The sequence below is a fragment of the Chryseobacterium sp. FH2 genome, from assembly GCF_001045455.1.
In the GTDB taxonomy this organism is placed as follows: domain Bacteria; phylum Bacteroidota; class Bacteroidia; order Flavobacteriales; family Weeksellaceae; genus Chryseobacterium.
The window spans coordinates 87,787-104,732 of sequence record NZ_LFNE01000006.1; the positions used below are offsets into that span (position 1 = coordinate 87,787).

General features: G+C 35.0%; 18 protein-coding genes and 1 other RNA gene. 7 read left to right on the plus strand and 12 right to left on the minus strand.

Features of this window, described 5'->3' with window-relative positions; translation table 11 throughout:
- Positions 1 to 39 precede the first annotated feature (39 nt).
- The 3 genes from ACM39_RS11020 to ACM39_RS11030 all read right to left on the minus strand — a co-directional run bounded on the left by ACM39_RS11020 (position 40) and on the right by ACM39_RS11030 (position 2,885).
- Positions 40 to 1,665, minus strand: a complete 1,626-nt coding sequence (locus ACM39_RS11020) for an AMP-binding protein (RefSeq protein ID WP_048511098.1) — start codon at positions 1,663 to 1,665, stop codon at positions 40 to 42.
- Positions 1,666 to 1,726: 61 nt separating this feature from the next.
- Positions 1,727 to 2,401, minus strand: coding sequence for a hypothetical protein (locus tag ACM39_RS11025; RefSeq protein WP_048511099.1), 675 nt, complete (start codon positions 2,399 to 2,401; stop codon positions 1,727 to 1,729).
- Positions 2,394 to 2,885, minus strand: a complete 492-nt coding sequence (locus ACM39_RS11030; RefSeq protein ID WP_048511100.1) for an RNA polymerase sigma factor — start codon at positions 2,883 to 2,885, stop codon at positions 2,394 to 2,396. The genes ACM39_RS11025 and ACM39_RS11030 overlap by 8 nt, the downstream gene beginning before the upstream one ends.
- 159 nt (positions 2,886 to 3,044) lie before the next feature.
- Between ACM39_RS11030 and rnpB the strand changes: the two genes are divergently transcribed.
- Positions 3,045 to 3,367, plus strand: an RNA gene (gene rnpB, locus ACM39_RS18725) — RNase P RNA component class A.
- Between the two features lie 85 nt (positions 3,368 to 3,452).
- Here rnpB and ACM39_RS11035 read toward each other — a convergent pair.
- The 6 genes from ACM39_RS11035 to ACM39_RS11060 all read right to left on the minus strand — a co-directional run bounded on the left by ACM39_RS11035 (position 3,453) and on the right by ACM39_RS11060 (position 7,007).
- A complete protein-coding gene (locus tag ACM39_RS11035) occupies positions 3,453 to 3,995 on the minus strand; it encodes a hypothetical protein (RefSeq protein WP_048511101.1) in 543 nt (180 codons plus the stop codon).
- A 36-nt stretch (positions 3,996 to 4,031) separates the two neighbouring features.
- On the minus strand, positions 4,032 to 4,406 hold the full coding sequence (locus ACM39_RS11040; protein WP_048511102.1) for a hypothetical protein: 375 nt from the start codon (positions 4,404 to 4,406) through the stop codon (positions 4,032 to 4,034).
- Positions 4,407 to 4,433: 27 nt separating this feature from the next.
- On the minus strand, positions 4,434 to 4,979 hold the full coding sequence (locus ACM39_RS11045) for a hypothetical protein (RefSeq protein ID WP_048511103.1): 546 nt from the start codon (positions 4,977 to 4,979) through the stop codon (positions 4,434 to 4,436).
- Between the two features lie 40 nt (positions 4,980 to 5,019).
- The gene (locus ACM39_RS11050) at positions 5,020 to 5,394 is read right to left on the minus strand and encodes a hypothetical protein (protein WP_048511104.1); all 375 of its coding nucleotides are present in this window, start codon (positions 5,392 to 5,394) and stop codon (positions 5,020 to 5,022) included.
- Between the two features lie 148 nt (positions 5,395 to 5,542).
- A complete protein-coding gene (locus tag ACM39_RS11055; RefSeq protein ID WP_048511105.1) occupies positions 5,543 to 6,412 on the minus strand; it encodes a PPK2 family polyphosphate kinase in 870 nt (289 codons plus the stop codon).
- 133 nt (positions 6,413 to 6,545) lie between these two features.
- Complete coding sequence (locus ACM39_RS11060; RefSeq protein ID WP_048511106.1) at positions 6,546 to 7,007, minus strand: DUF1573 domain-containing protein; 462 nt, start codon at positions 7,005 to 7,007, stop codon at positions 6,546 to 6,548.
- Positions 7,008 to 7,135: 128 nt separating this feature from the next.
- Here ACM39_RS11060 and ACM39_RS11065 point away from each other — a divergent pair, with 128 nt between their 5' ends.
- From ACM39_RS11065 to ACM39_RS11090, 6 genes are all read left to right on the plus strand, one after another.
- Positions 7,136 to 9,748: a valine--tRNA ligase gene (locus ACM39_RS11065; protein ID WP_048511107.1), complete on the plus strand. Its 2,613-nt coding sequence runs from the start codon at positions 7,136 to 7,138 to the stop codon at positions 9,746 to 9,748.
- A gap of 57 nt (positions 9,749 to 9,805) precedes the next feature.
- Positions 9,806 to 10,441, plus strand: a complete 636-nt coding sequence (locus ACM39_RS11070) for a DUF4241 domain-containing protein (RefSeq protein ID WP_048511108.1) — start codon at positions 9,806 to 9,808, stop codon at positions 10,439 to 10,441.
- Positions 10,442 to 10,531: 90 nt separating this feature from the next.
- Entirely contained in the window at positions 10,532 to 11,422 is an 891-nt protein-coding gene (locus ACM39_RS11075) for a ribokinase (protein ID WP_048511109.1), read from the plus strand.
- An 89-nt stretch (positions 11,423 to 11,511) separates the two neighbouring features.
- Positions 11,512 to 12,351: an alpha/beta fold hydrolase gene (locus ACM39_RS11080; RefSeq protein WP_048511110.1), complete on the plus strand. Its 840-nt coding sequence runs from the start codon at positions 11,512 to 11,514 to the stop codon at positions 12,349 to 12,351.
- 1 nt (position 12,352) lies between these two features.
- Positions 12,353 to 12,997 carry an HD domain-containing protein gene (locus ACM39_RS11085; protein ID WP_048511111.1) on the plus strand — a complete coding sequence of 215 codons (645 nt, stop codon included), beginning with the start codon at positions 12,353 to 12,355 and terminating at the stop codon, positions 12,995 to 12,997.
- 99 nt (positions 12,998 to 13,096) lie between these two features.
- On the plus strand, positions 13,097 to 13,630 hold the full coding sequence (locus tag ACM39_RS11090) for a hypothetical protein (RefSeq protein ID WP_048511228.1): 534 nt from the start codon (positions 13,097 to 13,099) through the stop codon (positions 13,628 to 13,630).
- Positions 13,631 to 13,674: 44 nt separating this feature from the next.
- On the opposite strand, the gene ACM39_RS11095 is transcribed toward ACM39_RS11090, so the two are convergent.
- From ACM39_RS11095 to ACM39_RS11105, 3 genes are all read right to left on the minus strand, one after another.
- Positions 13,675 to 14,565: a DUF72 domain-containing protein gene (locus ACM39_RS11095; RefSeq protein WP_048511112.1), complete on the minus strand. Its 891-nt coding sequence runs from the start codon at positions 14,563 to 14,565 to the stop codon at positions 13,675 to 13,677.
- Positions 14,566 to 14,658: 93 nt separating this feature from the next.
- Positions 14,659 to 16,227 (minus strand): hypothetical protein, encoded by a 1,569-nt coding sequence (locus ACM39_RS11100; RefSeq protein ID WP_048511113.1) that lies wholly within the window; start codon positions 16,225 to 16,227, stop codon positions 14,659 to 14,661.
- 10 nt (positions 16,228 to 16,237) lie between these two features.
- Positions 16,238 to 16,810: a hypothetical protein gene (locus ACM39_RS11105; protein WP_048511114.1), complete on the minus strand. Its 573-nt coding sequence runs from the start codon at positions 16,808 to 16,810 to the stop codon at positions 16,238 to 16,240.
- Positions 16,811 to 16,946 lie beyond the last annotated feature (136 nt).

Sequence of the window (16,946 nt, forward strand, 5' to 3'; positions counted from 1 at the left end):
TTTTGAAATGCTTTTTTATTATATGTTGTAAAATTAATTTTAATAATCACTCATTTTTTCTAATCCAAGCTCTTTTACAGATACTTCCCGCATTTCGACTTTACGTATTTTTCCTGAAATCGTCATTGGAAATTCATCCACAAATTTCCAGAATCTCGGAACTTTATAATGAGCAATTTTGCCTTTGCAATAATCTAAAAGTTCTTCTTCAGTAACATCAAAACCTTGTCTCACTTTCACCCAAGCCATAACTTCTTCACCAAACTTTTCACTTGGAACTCCGATAATCTGAACATCCAGAATATTAGGATAGGTATATAAAAAATCTTCAATTTCTTTTGGCGAAATATTTTCCCCTCCACGAATAATTAAATCTTTTATTCTTCCTGAAATGGTTATATAGCCATTTTCATCCATCATAGCAAGATCCCCTGTATGCATCCATCTTCCTTCATCGATTACTTTTTTTGTATTTTCAGGATCGTTCCAATATTTTAACATCACAGAATAACCTCTTGTGCAAAGCTCACCGTGTTCGCCTCGCTCAACAATTCTTCCGTTTTCATCAATTATTTTTATTTCAAGATGATCCTGGACAGTTCCTACTGTACTTACCTGTTTTTCTAATGGTGTGCCAATCAGGGTTTGAGTGGATACGGGCGATGTTTCGGTCATTCCGTAGCAGATGCTCATTTCCTTAATATTCATTAGATTTTCTACTTTTTTCATGATTTCAGGCGGGCAGACAGAACCTGCCATCACACCGGTTCTTAAACTGGAAAAATCAAAAGTATTAAAATCTTTTACAGCAAGCTCGGCAATAAACATGGTTGGGACGCCATATAATGACGTACATTTTTCGTCAGAAACTACTTTTAAGGTAATATCCGGGTCGAAACTGTCATTAGGAATAACCATACAAGCACCGTGAGCCGTGCAACACATATTCCCGATTACCATTCCAAAACAATGATAAAACGGGACAGGAATACAAACTCTATCTCTTTCCGAATACTTTAAACGTATGCCTATAAAATATCCGTTATTGAGAATATTGTGATGTGAAAGTGTCACCCCTTTCGGGAAACCGGTTGTTCCCGATGTATATTGGATATTTACAGGATCGTCAAACTGTACATGTTCTTCAAAACTGTGTAAAGTATCGTCAGAAATTTCCTGTCCGTTGTTTAAAAATTCATCCCAATTGTCGTCAAAGAAAATTTCTGATTTTAATGTTGTACAGAATTCTCTAGCATCGGCAATCATTTTTTTATAATCACTTGATTTGAAAGCGAGGGATGAGAAAATGTACGTCATTTCAGACTGGTTGAGTACAAAAATCAGTTCACTGGTTCTGTAAGCAGGATTGATATTGACTAAAATAGTTCCAATTCTTGCTGTTGCGTATTGTAAAAGAACCCATTCGTAGCGGTTTGTAGACCAGATTCCTATTCTATCACCGGTTTTTGCACCTAAGAATATCAGAGCTTTTGCTACGGCAGTTGTTTGATTATAAAACTCCTGATAGGTTGCCCTGTAATTTTGATGGACAGAAATGAGCGCTTCGTGATTTGGAAATTTTTCAACTGTATTTTTTAAGTTGCTTCCAATAGTTTGTCCTAATAATGGGATGTCAGAAGCACCATAAACATAAGATAAAAGCATAGAGTGAAAGATTTGGTTAAATAAAATTAACGAATAAATCTTAAACCGGATATATTTTATGTTAAATTTCCTTAGAATCGATGTCTTTCAGCTGAGTCAGGTTTTTGTCAAGCTTTCTCATGATGATACCGTATACCAGCCTGTAATAAAGCCAAATAAGCGCAACTGTTAACCCTGTACTTAATATGATTCCGATAATGAAGATAGTCAATGCGGAATTTGCGGGCTCAATATTTTGAGAATTTAAGGCATAAAATATGAAAACTGTAAAAATTGAAGTGAAAGCAACCAGCAAGGCAATGCTGATTAATATAAATGCGTTGACCGTTTTTTTAAATTTAATGATTCTTGTGATGAGAGCTTTCAGATTTTCCTCAATTTTTATCTTACGGTAATTCTGATAAAATTTAAATACAAAATAAGCGGTAACAAGCAAACTTAAAATTTTTAAACCTAAGTAAATATTATCAAAATTATTTTCTAATTCAGTGGTTCTTTTAGCTCCTAACTTTTCTAAAACATTCAAAAAAGTAGTGGTTTCTTCACCTTGCAGGAAATAAAACAGCCCCATTACAGAAAAGAAAAGGAATTCAAAAACGCTGATCCAGAAAATATATTTTACGTAATTGCGTGACTTTTTATTCAACATCTGAAGAATCTCATTATTGTCATACTTCTGCTGAACAGGCTGTTCCTGCCATGTTTTCTTAAAACGGTCTAAATCAAATTCAGGCATATTTTTCCATCTGTTCTTTTAGGGTTTTCTTTAATCTGTTCATTTTCACACGCGCATTTACTTCGGTGATTCCGAGGTTTTCTGCAATATCCTTGTAAGGCAAATCATCCAGATACATCATTACGATAGCTCTTTCCACGTTGGGGAGAGTCTTTATTACAGTATACAAAAGTGATACCTGCTGCTGTTTTTCATCATCATCTTCGATATAATCGGCATGGTTGATATCTAATTCGTTGGTAGGCAGACTTTTGCTTTTTTTTCTGAAAAGAGTAATTGCTGTATTGAGGGCAACACGATACATCCACGTGGAAATTTTGGAATTTCCTTTAAAAGAATCATAGCTTCTCCAAAGTTGTAAGACAATTTCCTGGAAAAGATCTTCTTCATCTTCAAGAGAATTGGTATAAAGACGCGAAACCTTGATAATCAATCCCTGATTATCTTTTATAAGCTGCGCAAATTCTTTTTCTCTAGAAGCCAATGTAGATATATAAATATAAGTTGCACGAAGATAACGACAAAATATCAATTTAACAATTTTAATAATCTAACAATGCAGCAATTCGTAGAATAGTAGATTTTTATATTGTTAAATTATTACATGGGGAAATTGTTACATTAAATTGTATCTTTGCGGCCACGAGAAAATCGGCTTGTTGATTCCTGTTTTTCAGGGGTAGGAAAGTCCGGACACCGTAGAGCATCAAAGCGGATAACATCCGTCGCCCGTGAGGGTAGGACAAGTGCAACAGAAAGTATGTACAGTTCGGCTGTAGTGAAACCAGGTAAACTCTTTGTGGTGCAATGATAAGTATATCGGTTCTTTTCAGTAATGAAAATAGGAGTTGCTCGCTCTGAAAGCCGAGGGGTAATCAGCTCAAGTTTTGCAGCAATGTAAAACGCAGATAAATAACAGGCACTTCTTCGGAAGTACAAAATCCGGCTTACAGATTTTCTCGTGATTTTGATTTGAATATTTATTGTTATAAAAAAACAGCGGAGAAATTTTCTCCGCTGTTTTTTATTTTTAATATTGCTTTATTTACGGTTAATTGATCAATAAATAAAGAACTGTATCTACATAAAACCATTGTACATAGATTCCGGAATTAGCTCCTGTTTGATCTGAATTAACCTGGAAACCTGCATTGGCTGCAATTGCAGGATTTCCGATTTGATAGCTGTCAATTGTAGTCGCTGCTGCAACATCATTTAGGGTGAAAATAAATCCAGCCCATTCATTTAATGATGTCATTGAAGTCACTGCCGGAGAATTGTAAGCCTGAGCCCCGTTGTAAGCAGGGTTAGGATTGTTTACAATATTCCATGTTGCTATAGGAAACATTACAAAAGGATCTGCAGTGGTATTAAAACTAGTATATTTTGCAGTTTGCCCGGCAGGGACCGTATAAGTACCATAAGGCAAGTTTGGACTTGCAAACATAAGCGGCCCACCCGGAATAGTGCGGCTGCCTGCGAATAATCTTCCTACAGCGTCATATCCTGTATTATTTATGATAACTAATGTATGACTTTGTGAAAATGTGAAAATTCCTAAAAATAGAAGTATAAATAGCGCTAATTTTTTCATGGTGAATAAATTTGTTTGGATTAAATAATAGATTAATTAGTTTTCAAGCTTCATGTTTTTATTAATCTGCATTTCTTTTTCAAAATAAATCTTATTTGCCCAGACAATTATTTTTGTTTTATCACCTCCTGTTTGACGCATAAGCTCTTTTTCTGATACACCCGTTGAAAGAATTAAATCTTTAGAAGCAGGCACCAAAATTTCTTTTCTTCTGTCGCTTAATTCTAAAGAGTTTTGTCTTCTCTCCTCTTCATTAGGACGGTTTTTAGGTTCGCCTAAACTTCTCAGAGCTTTATTGAAACTTTTCATTTCTGTGGTTTTCATGTTTTCCACATTGTCTATTGCAGTTTTTTCGTTACTGCAAGACGTTAAGCTTAAAACAATAAAGGATGCTAATAAGTGTTTTTTCATATCTAAAGTTTAATGGTTATGTTATTTTTAATCTACTTGAAAGAAGGTGATATTTCCTATGGTATACCATTGTGCATAATAACCTGTGTTTGCACCTATTTGGCTGGTGGGAACTGAAAATCCTAAATTGGCAGACACAGTAGGATCTCCCACTTCGTAACTGTCAGCCGTTGCTCCAGTTGTGGTATCTGCTAGTCTGAATGCCATCAATCCCCACTCGTTAAGAGGTACCATAGAAGTGATAATAGGATCGGTAGGTGGATAAACTCCTGAAATTGCTGGATTTGTTGGATCAATAAGATACCAGGTGTTCATTGGGAGATTGTTTGCAGGATCCCATACACTGTCAAATTTTTCATATTTTGTATAAAACATGGGCGGAATTGTAAATGTTGGGAAAGATGCAGTAGGCCCGGCATACATATAGCGGGTTGTGATGGAAGTAGACTGAGGACCTGTTAAAAACCGGGCTTCGATATTGTAAGGAGTATTATTGGTCATTACAAAAATTGTGCTTTGAGAAAAAGCTGTAACTCCTAAAAGCATTACTATAGATGTGATTATTTTTTTCATGTTAAATTATTTTTGGATTGAAAAGATGTGATTTGTGAAATTAGTTTTGACCAAGGTTTTTTCTGATTTCATCTTTCTTTTTCAGGTTGATTTCTACTGCCCAAACAATAATTTTTGTGATATCACCGCCGGTTTTGGTTATCATTTCTTTTTCAGAAACGCCGGTTGAAAGGATTAGAGCTTTGGATGCGGGGACCAGAAGTTCTTTTCTTCTGTCACTTAGTTCAGTAGAACCACTTCTTTTTTCTTCTTCGGTTGCTCTGTTTTTAGGATCCCCCAAACTTTTAAAAGCTTTATCCAAAGCCTGCATCTCAGGAGTTTTCATGTTTTCAAGTGTGTTCACTGCATTTCCTTCATTAGCACAGGAAAGTAAGCCTAATATTACAAAGGCTGATAACAATAAATGTTTTTTCATGATTAAAATTTAATGATTTGGTATTTTAAATTAATTTTTGATAAATATAAATAAAAAAAATACACCAAAAAATAGTTATTCACTTTTTGGTGTATTTTTAATGAGAAATTTTTATTGTTAACCCGTTGAAGGGTAATGTTTTTAATAATTATTCGCTTTCCAGTTGTTTTTTTGCTTCCTGCAAATCTTTTCTATCTTTTTCTGAGAGTTTAGGGTATTTCAGCTTCATTTTCTCCAGAGTATCTATAATAATTTGGATGGCGGCAACTCTTGCAAACCATTTATCGTCTGCGGGAAGTACATACCACGGTGCATATTCCTTCGAGGTTTCATTAATGGCGGTTTCGTATGCCTGCATATATTCATCAAATGCTGCCCTTTCAGGCAAATCGCCCATGGAAAATTTCCAGTTTTTTTCCTGCTCGTTAATCCTGTCTAAAAACCTTTGTTTTTGCTCCTTTTTAGAAACATTTAAAAAGATTTTCACGATGGATGTTCCGTTTTGAGACAGATGTTTTTCAAAATTTCTGATACTTTCGTAGCGGTTTTCCCAGAATTTATTATCAAAATCTTTTACCGAGTTCCATGTTTTTTCGCTAAAGTTATATTCAGGGTGAACTTTGCAAACCAGTACACTTTCATAGTGTGAACGGTTGAAAATACCAATCATTCCTTTCTGAGGCAAAGCCAGATAATGTCTCCATAGAAAATCGTGTGAATATTCTTTGGAACTTGGAGTTTTAAAGCTAGTAACATGGCATCCTTGTGGATTGACACCTCCGAAAACATGTTCAATCAAGCTGTCTTTTCCTGCTGCATCCATTGCCTGAAGCACAACCAGAAGAGATTTGCTTCCATCTGCATATAATCTTTCCTGAAGCTCACGAAGCTTTTCTTTTTCCTGAATTAATAATTGTGTGCCTTCTTCTTTGGTTAGTTTTCCTTCATATTTTGTAGAAACTTTCTTGATTGAAAATTTTCCTCTAACATCGAAATCATCTGAGAAATTGGTGTCCATATATAGATTATTAAATTAATTTTTAACAGTTTAGTGTAATGTAATCTCTAAAATCTGGTTCTAACATTAAAACATAAATGTAATAAAAAAAACCGTCTCAACTGAGACGGTTTTTTTTATTTTTGAGTAGAGCTTACTTTGCGGCAGCTACTTTTTTTGCAGCTTTAGCAGCTTTCTTAGCAGTTTTAGCGTCTACCGGTGCAGCAGGAGCAGCAGCAACTTCCGGTGCATTAGCATCAACGTTACCTTTGATATAGATTACTGTTCTGCTGTTTGCAGCGTCGTTAGAAAATACCTCAATCATTTTGTTGAATGGTCCGTTGATAGCAGTGTTGTACCCGACTTTGATTTTAGCAGTTTTTCCTGGCATAATAGGATCTGTGTTGAATTCAGGAGTTGTACATCCACAAGAAGCTTTCACATTAGAAATTACCAAAGGCTTATCACCTGTGTTAGTTACTGTGAAAAATCTTGTACCGTCAGAACTAGGCTTGATTGTACCATAATCAAAAGTAGTTTGATCGAATGTAATAGTTTGTGCAGATGCTAAAGCAAATGTCCCGAATAATGCAATACCTGCGATTAATTTTTTCATATTCTTGAATGTTAATATGTTTGTTAGATAAATTTTGAGAAACAAAGTTAAAAATTATTTTAATTCATACTTAAAATTTTTTTTCTTTGGACTATTTTTGCAAATTGTAAGCTAAAGAAATAGAATTTATGCAGATTTCAGAAAAATATAATCCACAGGAAACAGAACAAAAATGGTACAGCTATTGGTTGGAAAACAAATACTTCCATTCAGAGCCTAATGACAAGCCTCCCTATACTATTGTAATTCCTCCGCCAAATGTCACGGGAATCTTACACATGGGGCATATGCTGAATAATACCATTCAGGATGTTTTGGTTCGCCGTGCAAGAATGCAGGGTTTTAATGCTTGTTGGATTCCGGGAACAGATCACGCTTCAATTGCTACGGAAGCGAAAGTTGTTGCTAAACTGAAATCTGAGGGGATCAATAAATCGGATATTACCCGCGAAGAATTTTTAAAACACGCTTGGGAATGGACAGACAAATATGGAGGAACAATTCTTGAGCAGCTGAAAAAATTAGGCTGTTCATGTGATTGGGACAGAACCCGTTTCACTATGGAAGAAAAACTTTCTAAGCAGGTAATCAAAAGTTTTGTTGATTTATATAATAAAGGTCTTATCTACAGAGGATACAGAATGGTAAACTGGGATCCGGAAGCGAAGACTAATATTTCTGATGAAGAAGTAATATTTAAAGAGCAAAACGGAAAATTATATTTCCTTAAATATAAAATCGAAGGTTCGGAAGAATTTCTTTCAGTAGCTACAACACGTCCCGAAACTATTTTTGGAGATACTGCGGTTTGTATCAATCCAAATGATGAGAGATATGCTCATTTGAAGGGTAAAAAAGTGATTGTACCTATCGTAGACAGAGTGGTTCCCATTATTGAAGATGAATATGTTGATATTGAATTCGGAACCGGGGCGTTGAAAATTACGCCTGCCCATGATATAAATGACTATGAAATCGGACAAAAGCATAATCTTCAAATGATTGATGCTCTTGACGATGATGGCAATGTAAATGATTACGGTTTACATTATGCCGGGAAAAACAGATTTGACGTAAGAAAACAAATCGCAAAAGAATTAGAAGAAAAAAATCTTTTGTTGAAAGCAGAAGATTATGTAAATAAAGTAGGGACTTCCGAAAGAACAGGTGCGGTTATCGAGCCTAAAGTTTCGGTTCAGTGGTTTCTGAAAATGTCAGAAATTGCTAAACCGGCTTTGGATGTGGTGATGGACGATGAGGTAAAATTCTATCCTGAGAAGTTTAAAAATACTTACAAACATTGGATGGAAAACATTCGTGACTGGAACATTTCCCGTCAGCTCTGGTGGGGACAGCAAATTCCTGCGTTCTATTATGGTGAGGGAGAAAATGATTTCGTAGTTGCTGAAGATAAATATCAGGCTCTTGTCGTATTAGAAGAACAAAAAGGAATTGTAGCTGATCTTGAAGATTTAAGACAGGATGAGGATGCTCTTGATACTTGGTTTTCATCTTGGTTGTGGCCAATGTCCGTATTCGATGGCTTGATAGATCCTGAAAATAAAGATATCAGTTATTATTATCCTACTTCTGATTTGGTAACAGGTCCGGATATTATTTTCTTCTGGGTTGCCAGAATGATTATGGCCGGATTGGAATACAGAAAAGAAGTTCCATTTAAAAATGTTTATTTTACAGGAATTGTAAGAGATAAGCAGAGAAGAAAGATGTCAAAATCTTTAGGGAATTCACCGGATCCGTTGGAATTAATGGATAAATATGGGGCAGATGGAGTTCGTGTCGGTATTTTATTAAGTTCCGCAGCTGGAAATGACCTGCTTTTTGATGAAGATTTGATGCTTCAGGGACGAAATTTCATGACGAAAATCTGGAGTGCCTTCCGTTTGATTAATATGTGGAATCATGAGGATAAACCGGCTAATGAAACAGAAATACAGACAATAGAATGGTTTGAAAATAAATTAAATAAAACGGTTGTTGAGATTAATGATCAGTTTGAAAAATTCAGAATTTCTGATGCGCTTCATTTAATCTATAAATTAATTTGGGATGACTTCTGTTCTTGGTATCTGGAAGCTGTAAAACCAAATTATGGAGAAGGTATCTCTAAGGAGGTGTATGAAAAAACAATTGGATTCTTCGAAGAATTAATGAAGCTACTTCATCCGTTTATGCCTTTCCTGACAGAAGAAGTATGGCAAACTATTTCGGAAAGAAGTATAGAAGAGGCGTTAATTATTTCTCAGCAGAAAAAAGCAGAAGGCTTCAACGGGGATGTTATTAAGAATTTTGAAACTGCTCAAGAATTAATTTCAGGAGTTAGAAATTACCGTCAGACAAAAGGTATTTCTCCAAAAGAGGTTGCTGAAATTTATACTAATGCTTCAAGTTTTGAAAATGAAGCGGTTATTAGAAAATTAGCAAATGTTTCTGAAATTAATTTTGGAATAAAAACAGATAAACCGAGCTTTACTTTCTTGGTAGGATCAACGGAAGTTTCGATTCCTTTGAGTGAAAACCTGGATTTGGGAGAAGAAAAAATTAAGACAGAAGAAGAATTAAAATATTTAAAAGGATTTTTAGTTTCTGTTGATAGAAAACTTTCCAACGAAAAGTTTGTTGCCAATGCAAAACCTGAAATAGTAGAAGTTGAGCGAAAAAAACAAAAAGATGCTCTTGATAAGATTGCTATTTTGGAAGAGAAGCTGAAAAGTTTATAATTTAAAATTAAATATGAATTGTCAGGCTTTATAAGTCTGGCAATTTTCAAATAAAAAATGACACACATAGAAAACATAAAAAGACTTTTCTCCAGAGACTTTGTAGAAAGTCCTTTATTGGAAAGTTTTGAAGTTGGAAAAATCTATCTTTCCAGCGGGAAACTGGTTGCTTGCGATCCTTTGATTACGAATGATATGCAGCCTTTTACCGCTGAATTTCCTACAGGTAATTTTTCTGTTTTGTTACATAAAGAAAGAGAAAGTAATTGTGTAGCATATGCTGAGATTATTTTCAATAATTCGGAGATTTCCAAATGGAAATTGGCGACTACAGCCGGGCAAGATATTAAAGATTTAGCCGAAGGGGAAATTTTCGGGTATCCTGTAGAAAGCGGAATGGGCTGTTTTATGGATGTTGATACTCAGAATAATCTTAACGAATTAGAGCAACAATTATATAAAAGTAAAGGAGCAGACTTCACAGGAATTTACGAAGAATTTTTCCATGAACATTTTTTTGATGATAACGGGGCGATAGATCAATACGCATTCTTAAAACCTTCAGAAGAACATCCCGGAACTATTTTTGCCTTTGAAACCGGATATGGAGAAGGTTTTTATGCAACGTATATTGCATATGATAAAAATAATTCACCTGTAAAGGCAGTAACAGAGTTTATTGAAATTAGTTAATTAAAGTTAATTATTTTAAAAATAATTTTCCGTTCTTTAATTTTGTTAAAAAACTAATAAATCATAATTTAAAATTAAATAAAAAGCACAATGAATTTCTCTTCAGAACAACCCCAAATTATAGTTGTAGGCAGCTCCTCAATTGATTTGGTTTTAGAAACCGAAAAACTTCCAGCAGCTAATGAAACCGTTTTAGCTGTCAATTCTGATAGCTATTTTGGGGGGAAAGGTGCAAATCAGGCAGTAGGAACGGCAAGGCTTGGAGCAAGCGTTTATTTTGTCGGTTGTGTAGGTATGGATCCTCTTGGTCAGCAGATTATGAGAAACCTGGTGGGTGAAAATGTAAATGTAGGATTTGTACACGAAACTGACAAAGAAGCCACAGGCACTGCATACGTTACGACGTGTGACGGAAATGCAGCCATTGTTGTAGTTCCTGCCGCTAATAATTATTTGACTAAAGATCATGTGGAAGCTGCTGATAAGTATTTTCATACAGCAGATTTGATATTGATACAGCTTGAGGTTCCTATGGATGTTATTGAGCATACCGTAAAAAAAGCCAAACGATTAGGTAAAAAAATAGGTTTATATGCCTCACCGGGAGCTCCTTTGAAGGCTGAAGTTTTAGAAAATGTAGATTTTATTATAGCTAAAAGCAGCGAGCTGCATATTGTTTTTGGAGAAGAGCAGCGAGAAGATGTGCTTAAGAAATATTTTAATAAATTATTCTTGAGAGATGATACCAATTCTACCATTTATTTCGATGGAACTGAAATGAAGTATTACAGAAATAATTATGATAAAACAGTCTATAAAATGGGCATGGGAGATGCTTTTACGTCAGGATTTGCGATTGCTTTGTGCCATAAGAATTCTATTGAAGATTGCGTGAAGTTTGGTAATGAAGTTTCTGCCAGAGTTTCTGTGAAAAAAGGTTCACAAACAGGTCTTCCTAGAATTTCAGATTTCTTTTCATAAACTATTTGCTACATATCGAAAGTTTACAACTTAACATAAAAATTATCGGGAAAATATCCACTTTTATAGGTGGATATTTCTTTTAAAATATGGAAAAGCTGATTCTTACAACTCAGGATAATATTTTGATCAACGGACATCTTTTTTTACCCGGAGAAAGTAACGGTAAACTTTTGCTGATTAATTCAGCCACGGGAGTGAAACAGCAGGTGTATTTTTCTTTTGCGCAATTTTTTTCGGATAAAGGTTTTACGGTCATTACCTATGATTATCGTGGGATCGGGCTTTCAAAGCCTAAAAATATGAGGGGTTACAATGCTTCCATGAGAATTTGGGGATCAAAAGATTTTAAAACCTTGACGGAATATGTCAAATCTCAATTTCCAGACTATGAAAAATATTGTTTAGGACATTCTGTAGGCGCTTTGATTTTAGGAATGAATAATGACTCTGAAATGTTTAAAGAATTTATTTTTGTGGGAACCCAGAACGCTTTTGTCGGAAATCTAAAATTTAAAACAAAAATTGAAGCTTATCTCGGTTTTGGAATTGTCCAGCCTTTAACTACCGGATTGTTGGGTTATTTTCCTGCTCACTGGTTTGGGCTCGGAGAAAGTCTTCCAAAAAATTGTGCATATGACTGGAGAACCTTAATTTTAAACAAGAAATCAACCAACGGGTTGTTGGACAAAATTGATGATTATTCTAAAAAATTAACTCAAAAAGTTTTTGTCATTCGGGCGGAAGATGATGTCTGGCTGACTGAAAAAGGTGTAAAAAGCCTTCTGGATGATATATATCCAAATTTACGGCCCACTTACAGACTGGTAAAAACTTCCGAATCCGAAAAAGGAGAGATAGGACATGTGAATTTTTTTAGAAGTTATAATAAAAAGCTTTGGAATATTATTTTAAATGAATTGATATAAAATGAAGAGTCTGATAGAAAACACGGTAAAATTTGTAAAGGACAAACTAGAAGGCGCAGAAGCGGGACATGACTGGTCTCACATCGAAAGAGTATGGAAGCTTTCAAAAAAGATAGCTGAAACCGAAGATTGTAATGAGGATGTAGTGGAACTTTCCGCATTACTTCATGATATTGCAGATCCTAAATTTCATAATGGAGATGAAACAATTGCTCTGAAAGTTTCCCGTGAATTTCTGGAAAATCAAAATGCTACGGAAGATATTATTGAGAAAGTTCTATATATTATTAAAAATATTTCGTTTAAAAACAGAGGTGATGCACCTGTAAATCCGCCGATTGAACTTCAGATTGTGCAGGATGCTGATCGTATCGATGCGATTGGTGCCATAGGAATTGCAAGAACTTTCAATTTCGGAGGTTTTAAAAATAACCTGATGTACGATCCTGCTTTAGAACCGAAATTGAATATGTCTAAAGAAGAGTATAAAAAGTCAAACGGAACAACGATCAATCATTTTTACGAAAAACTCCTGCTTTTGAAAGACTTAATGAACACTGAAAAAGGTAAAAAAATAGCTGAGGAAAGACATAATTATATGCTGAATTTCCTCGACCAGTTTTATAAAGAGTGGAATGTTGATTAACATTCCCTCGAAAACTTCATAAATCAGTATCTTTGCCATATGGTATTCATCATATTTCTAATCTTTTGGGCTTCAATCCTTTCTTTGTTTTTGTCGAAAGTGAAAACAGGAAGAGGGGCAGAATGGGCAAAGTTATTTCGTATTGTTACGCTTGTTTTCTCGATTTCAATTTTTACGTATTGGTTTATAAAGAAAAGTGCAATTGGGATTGTAAAAGATTCTGTAGCATTGCAGGTTATCAATAAATTGCCTCAGACTATTGATTTTTATGTAATTACTTTAGATGATTCGGATAAAAACGGGACTTTTGATACCAAACATATCGGAAAGGTGCGTCCCGAATATTACAGGACAGAATACCTTAAAATGGATAAATCTGATGAATACTGGATTGTAGGATATCTTGGTAAAAAAAATCTGGTGTATTTTTCACAACACTCAGTTCCTAATAAAAATATTGACCAGATTATTGAGGTACAAAATTATATCAATCAGAGTTTTAAGCTTTCCAATAATGCAAAGAAGCAGGTGGAAGCTTATAACTATGAAAACACTAAACTAGGAATTTGGGTTTCCCTTGATTTTCTTTTACTGTTTCTAAATTTAGCTTTATTGGTTAGAAGAAAAAAATAAGTCCGGATTATTCAAGTTTCTTTGTAAAACAGACTTTATTCCATTTAAAATAAAGTGCCCGTATTTTCTATTGCCATTTCAGGTATTTTTAAATCAGTTTTCCATTCTTTGTTCATTTTTTCAATGAAATATGCAGAAAGTAGTGGTGACGCTTTCTCCACATTCTGATGTACAAAAAAATATAAATTTTGAAGCCCCTCTTTTTTCCATTTTGTAAGATGTTGCATCCAGTCATCCAGCCTCGCATAATCGCTCTCTGCATTGGCACCTACGTATCGGATAAATGCATTCGGTGTGGTAAGCCGCATGTGAAGCATATCTCTTCTTCCTGCTGTGTCTACAATGATATTGGTGATATTGTGTTCTTCAAAAAGATTGCAGGTTGTATTTAAAATTTCTTCATTGGTAAACCATTCTGTGTTTCTGAGTTCGATTGCCAGAGGTACTTCTTTTGGCCACTCTTTTACGAATTTTTTTAATCTGTTGTAATCCTTCGGTTTAAAATTATCATGTAACTGTAAGAAAGCCATTCCTAATTTTTCATCAAAATTCATCACGGAAGCGGCAAATTGAGTTACAGGATCGGTAACATCAATTAATCTTCTGAAATGTGAAACGGTATTTGTGATTTTTGGGAAAAATTTAAAATCTGCCGGTGTTTTTTCTTTCCATGTCTGCACCTGTTCCGGAGTGGGCATCCCGTAAAATGTAGCATTCAATTCAATAGAATTAAACTGAGTAGCATAATATGTCAATTCGTCTTTTGTTCCCTTTGGGTAAAAGCCTTTAAGGTCGGTTTTATTCCATTTTGCACATCCGATAGAAATATTTTCCAACCCCTTTTTGTTTTGATTTAAAATTTCCTTAGTCTTTGGATGATCTTTTGGCAGGGTAAAATCTATTTTTGAAGGATCTTCTACTTGTCCGAATTTCATATTTGAATTTTTTAGGATTACTAAAACAAATATAAAACAAAAACCATAGAAATTTCTATGGTTTGTTTGGGCTATATGTAATTTAATAAGGTTTTATTTCACTCCTTGAGTTACCATTTTGTTTGATACAACGCCGTAAATGCAACCTGTTGTCTTTAAATTAACAGTAATTGTCGCAGGTACAGAACGATATGCAGTATCCCCATACGGCTCTATGATTTTTCCGTTAGAATCTTTTACAGTTTTACCTTTTACAGTGTAGGTCATTGTTGCAGTTCCGGTAAACCCGTTTGAGGGAGCAAATGTTACGATTCCTGTATTTTTATTGTAGGTCCATATTCCTTGAGGGGTTACTTTTTTACGATATAAAGTAAGGTCTGTATCACTGTTTTTTGTAAAGCTAAACGTAGACTTATCGATGTTATCCTTGCTTGCCACAGGTGGAGTTGTAATACTGATTGGTCCTTTATAAGCTATATCGTTGTCAAAAACTGAGATTGAAACCGGCTGAAGTTTACATGTGGAAGTGACGTCGTTATTGGTAACAGCAGAATAAGGTAATGTTAATTTTACATTTCTAATAATGTGCTGTTGATATGCTGCTCCTGTTGATGCCGCAAAGCCTAATTTTAAAACAGAGGGAACCGTAGCGTTTAAAGTCTGGTTTGTGGCTGCCCCTTCCGTATCTGCGCTATTGAAGTCAGTGGATGAAGGATTGGCATTTTCACTGTAAGGAACCGAAGTTTTATAATGATAATAGTTGATTACATTGATCGGAGTTCCGTTTTGTGTGGTTTGAATATCAACTTTTACATCAAAACCATCTGTTGTAGTGGTTGTTACAAAGTGAGGGATCAGATCCAGATAAACTTTTCTAAATTCACCATTTCCATTTCTCAAATCAAATGTTGAAGCCAAAGTATTGGTTGTAGTGACATAAGATCTATCGGTTTGTAATATTCTTCCAACTGTTCCTGAATTGCTCAAAGTAGAACGGGTTACTAAAACAGGATATCCTGTAAAACCATCTCCTAAACCATTTGTATTGATGGCGACTCCTTTTGCCCCTCTTAATGTCACATGGCTCGCTCCCTGGCTCCAAGTTACTCCTGCGATACCGTTTACCCTGGATTCACCTTGAAAGCGTTTGGATTTAAAATTTCCAAATTCATCCAAAGCAATACCCAGATACGCTCCTGATAAACCAGCTTTTCTAAATGAGGAATAATTATTTTTTGCTCTGTTATATGAATATCCCAAGCCGGCCCCCGGAGATCCTATTGTGGGGTTGGCTACAGAGCCGTCGTATAAGAAAAAAGATAATCCGTCACCATAAGCTCCACTGAATAAAGTCCCGGCTTTCATATCATATTCGAATTCCACGTGTAAACCGTTTACAGAAGTAAAAGTTCTTCCGTTAATAAACAGTCCTCCGAACTGGCTTGCACTTGCGGGTGTCAATTGTACTCCTGTTGAAGTGTGTGAAGCATTTCCCTGTATTGAAAGTTCAGATGCCGTGGAGGCGTTCATCAAAGAACTTGAATAGGAGTAAAACCCATAAATGCTGGCTACTTCCGTACTGTCTGTCTGTGCATACATGCAATTTGTAAGCAATGTAAAGATAAGGCTTATCAATGACAGCCCTCTGAAATTCTTTTTCATGGTTCTTTACTTATTTTACTACAAAAACAATGTTGATGAAAGAAGCAGGTGTAGCGTTTGCCAGAATGTCGTAATTTAAAACTCCTGTATTACTAATGCTATTGATTTTGAATACAGTAGAATCATAGCCTGTTACATAATAATATAAGTCTGTTGCATTAGGAAAAAACGGAATCGTTGCCGGAGCAGAAGCACTTCTTGCATTGGATGGAACATTTGAAAATTGATTTTTATACAAGGTATATAAATCTTTTGTTTGTCCTGTTGCCGGAGTCGTAGTATCAAAAACTACGCTAGGCATGTAGAAGAACTTAGCTACATAAGGAGAAAGACATGTCCAGTCTGGCGCTGCAGGTGTTCCTACGTTTTGGCTGATACATTTTTTAGCAGTGTCAAAAATAACCAATCCTGTTGCGGGATTCGTAATGGAAGAAGTGTTGCTTATTCTTGGAAGTAAGACTCCTTTTGAAGTACTGGTAACATCTAAAGCTGAGCTAGAATCTGGTGAGGTTGTGTTTATACCTACTTGAGCATACATGGTGCCATAAACCATTATTACCATTAAAGTGATAATTTTGTTCATTCCGAAATAATTTTTTAGTGTTTGAGTTGTTATGTTTTTTTATTAATTAAAATATCAGTATTTGTGATTTTGATGATTTTTATTTAAAATTTTGAATTGGTTGTCTTTATATTGAAAATATTATTTATTTAATACC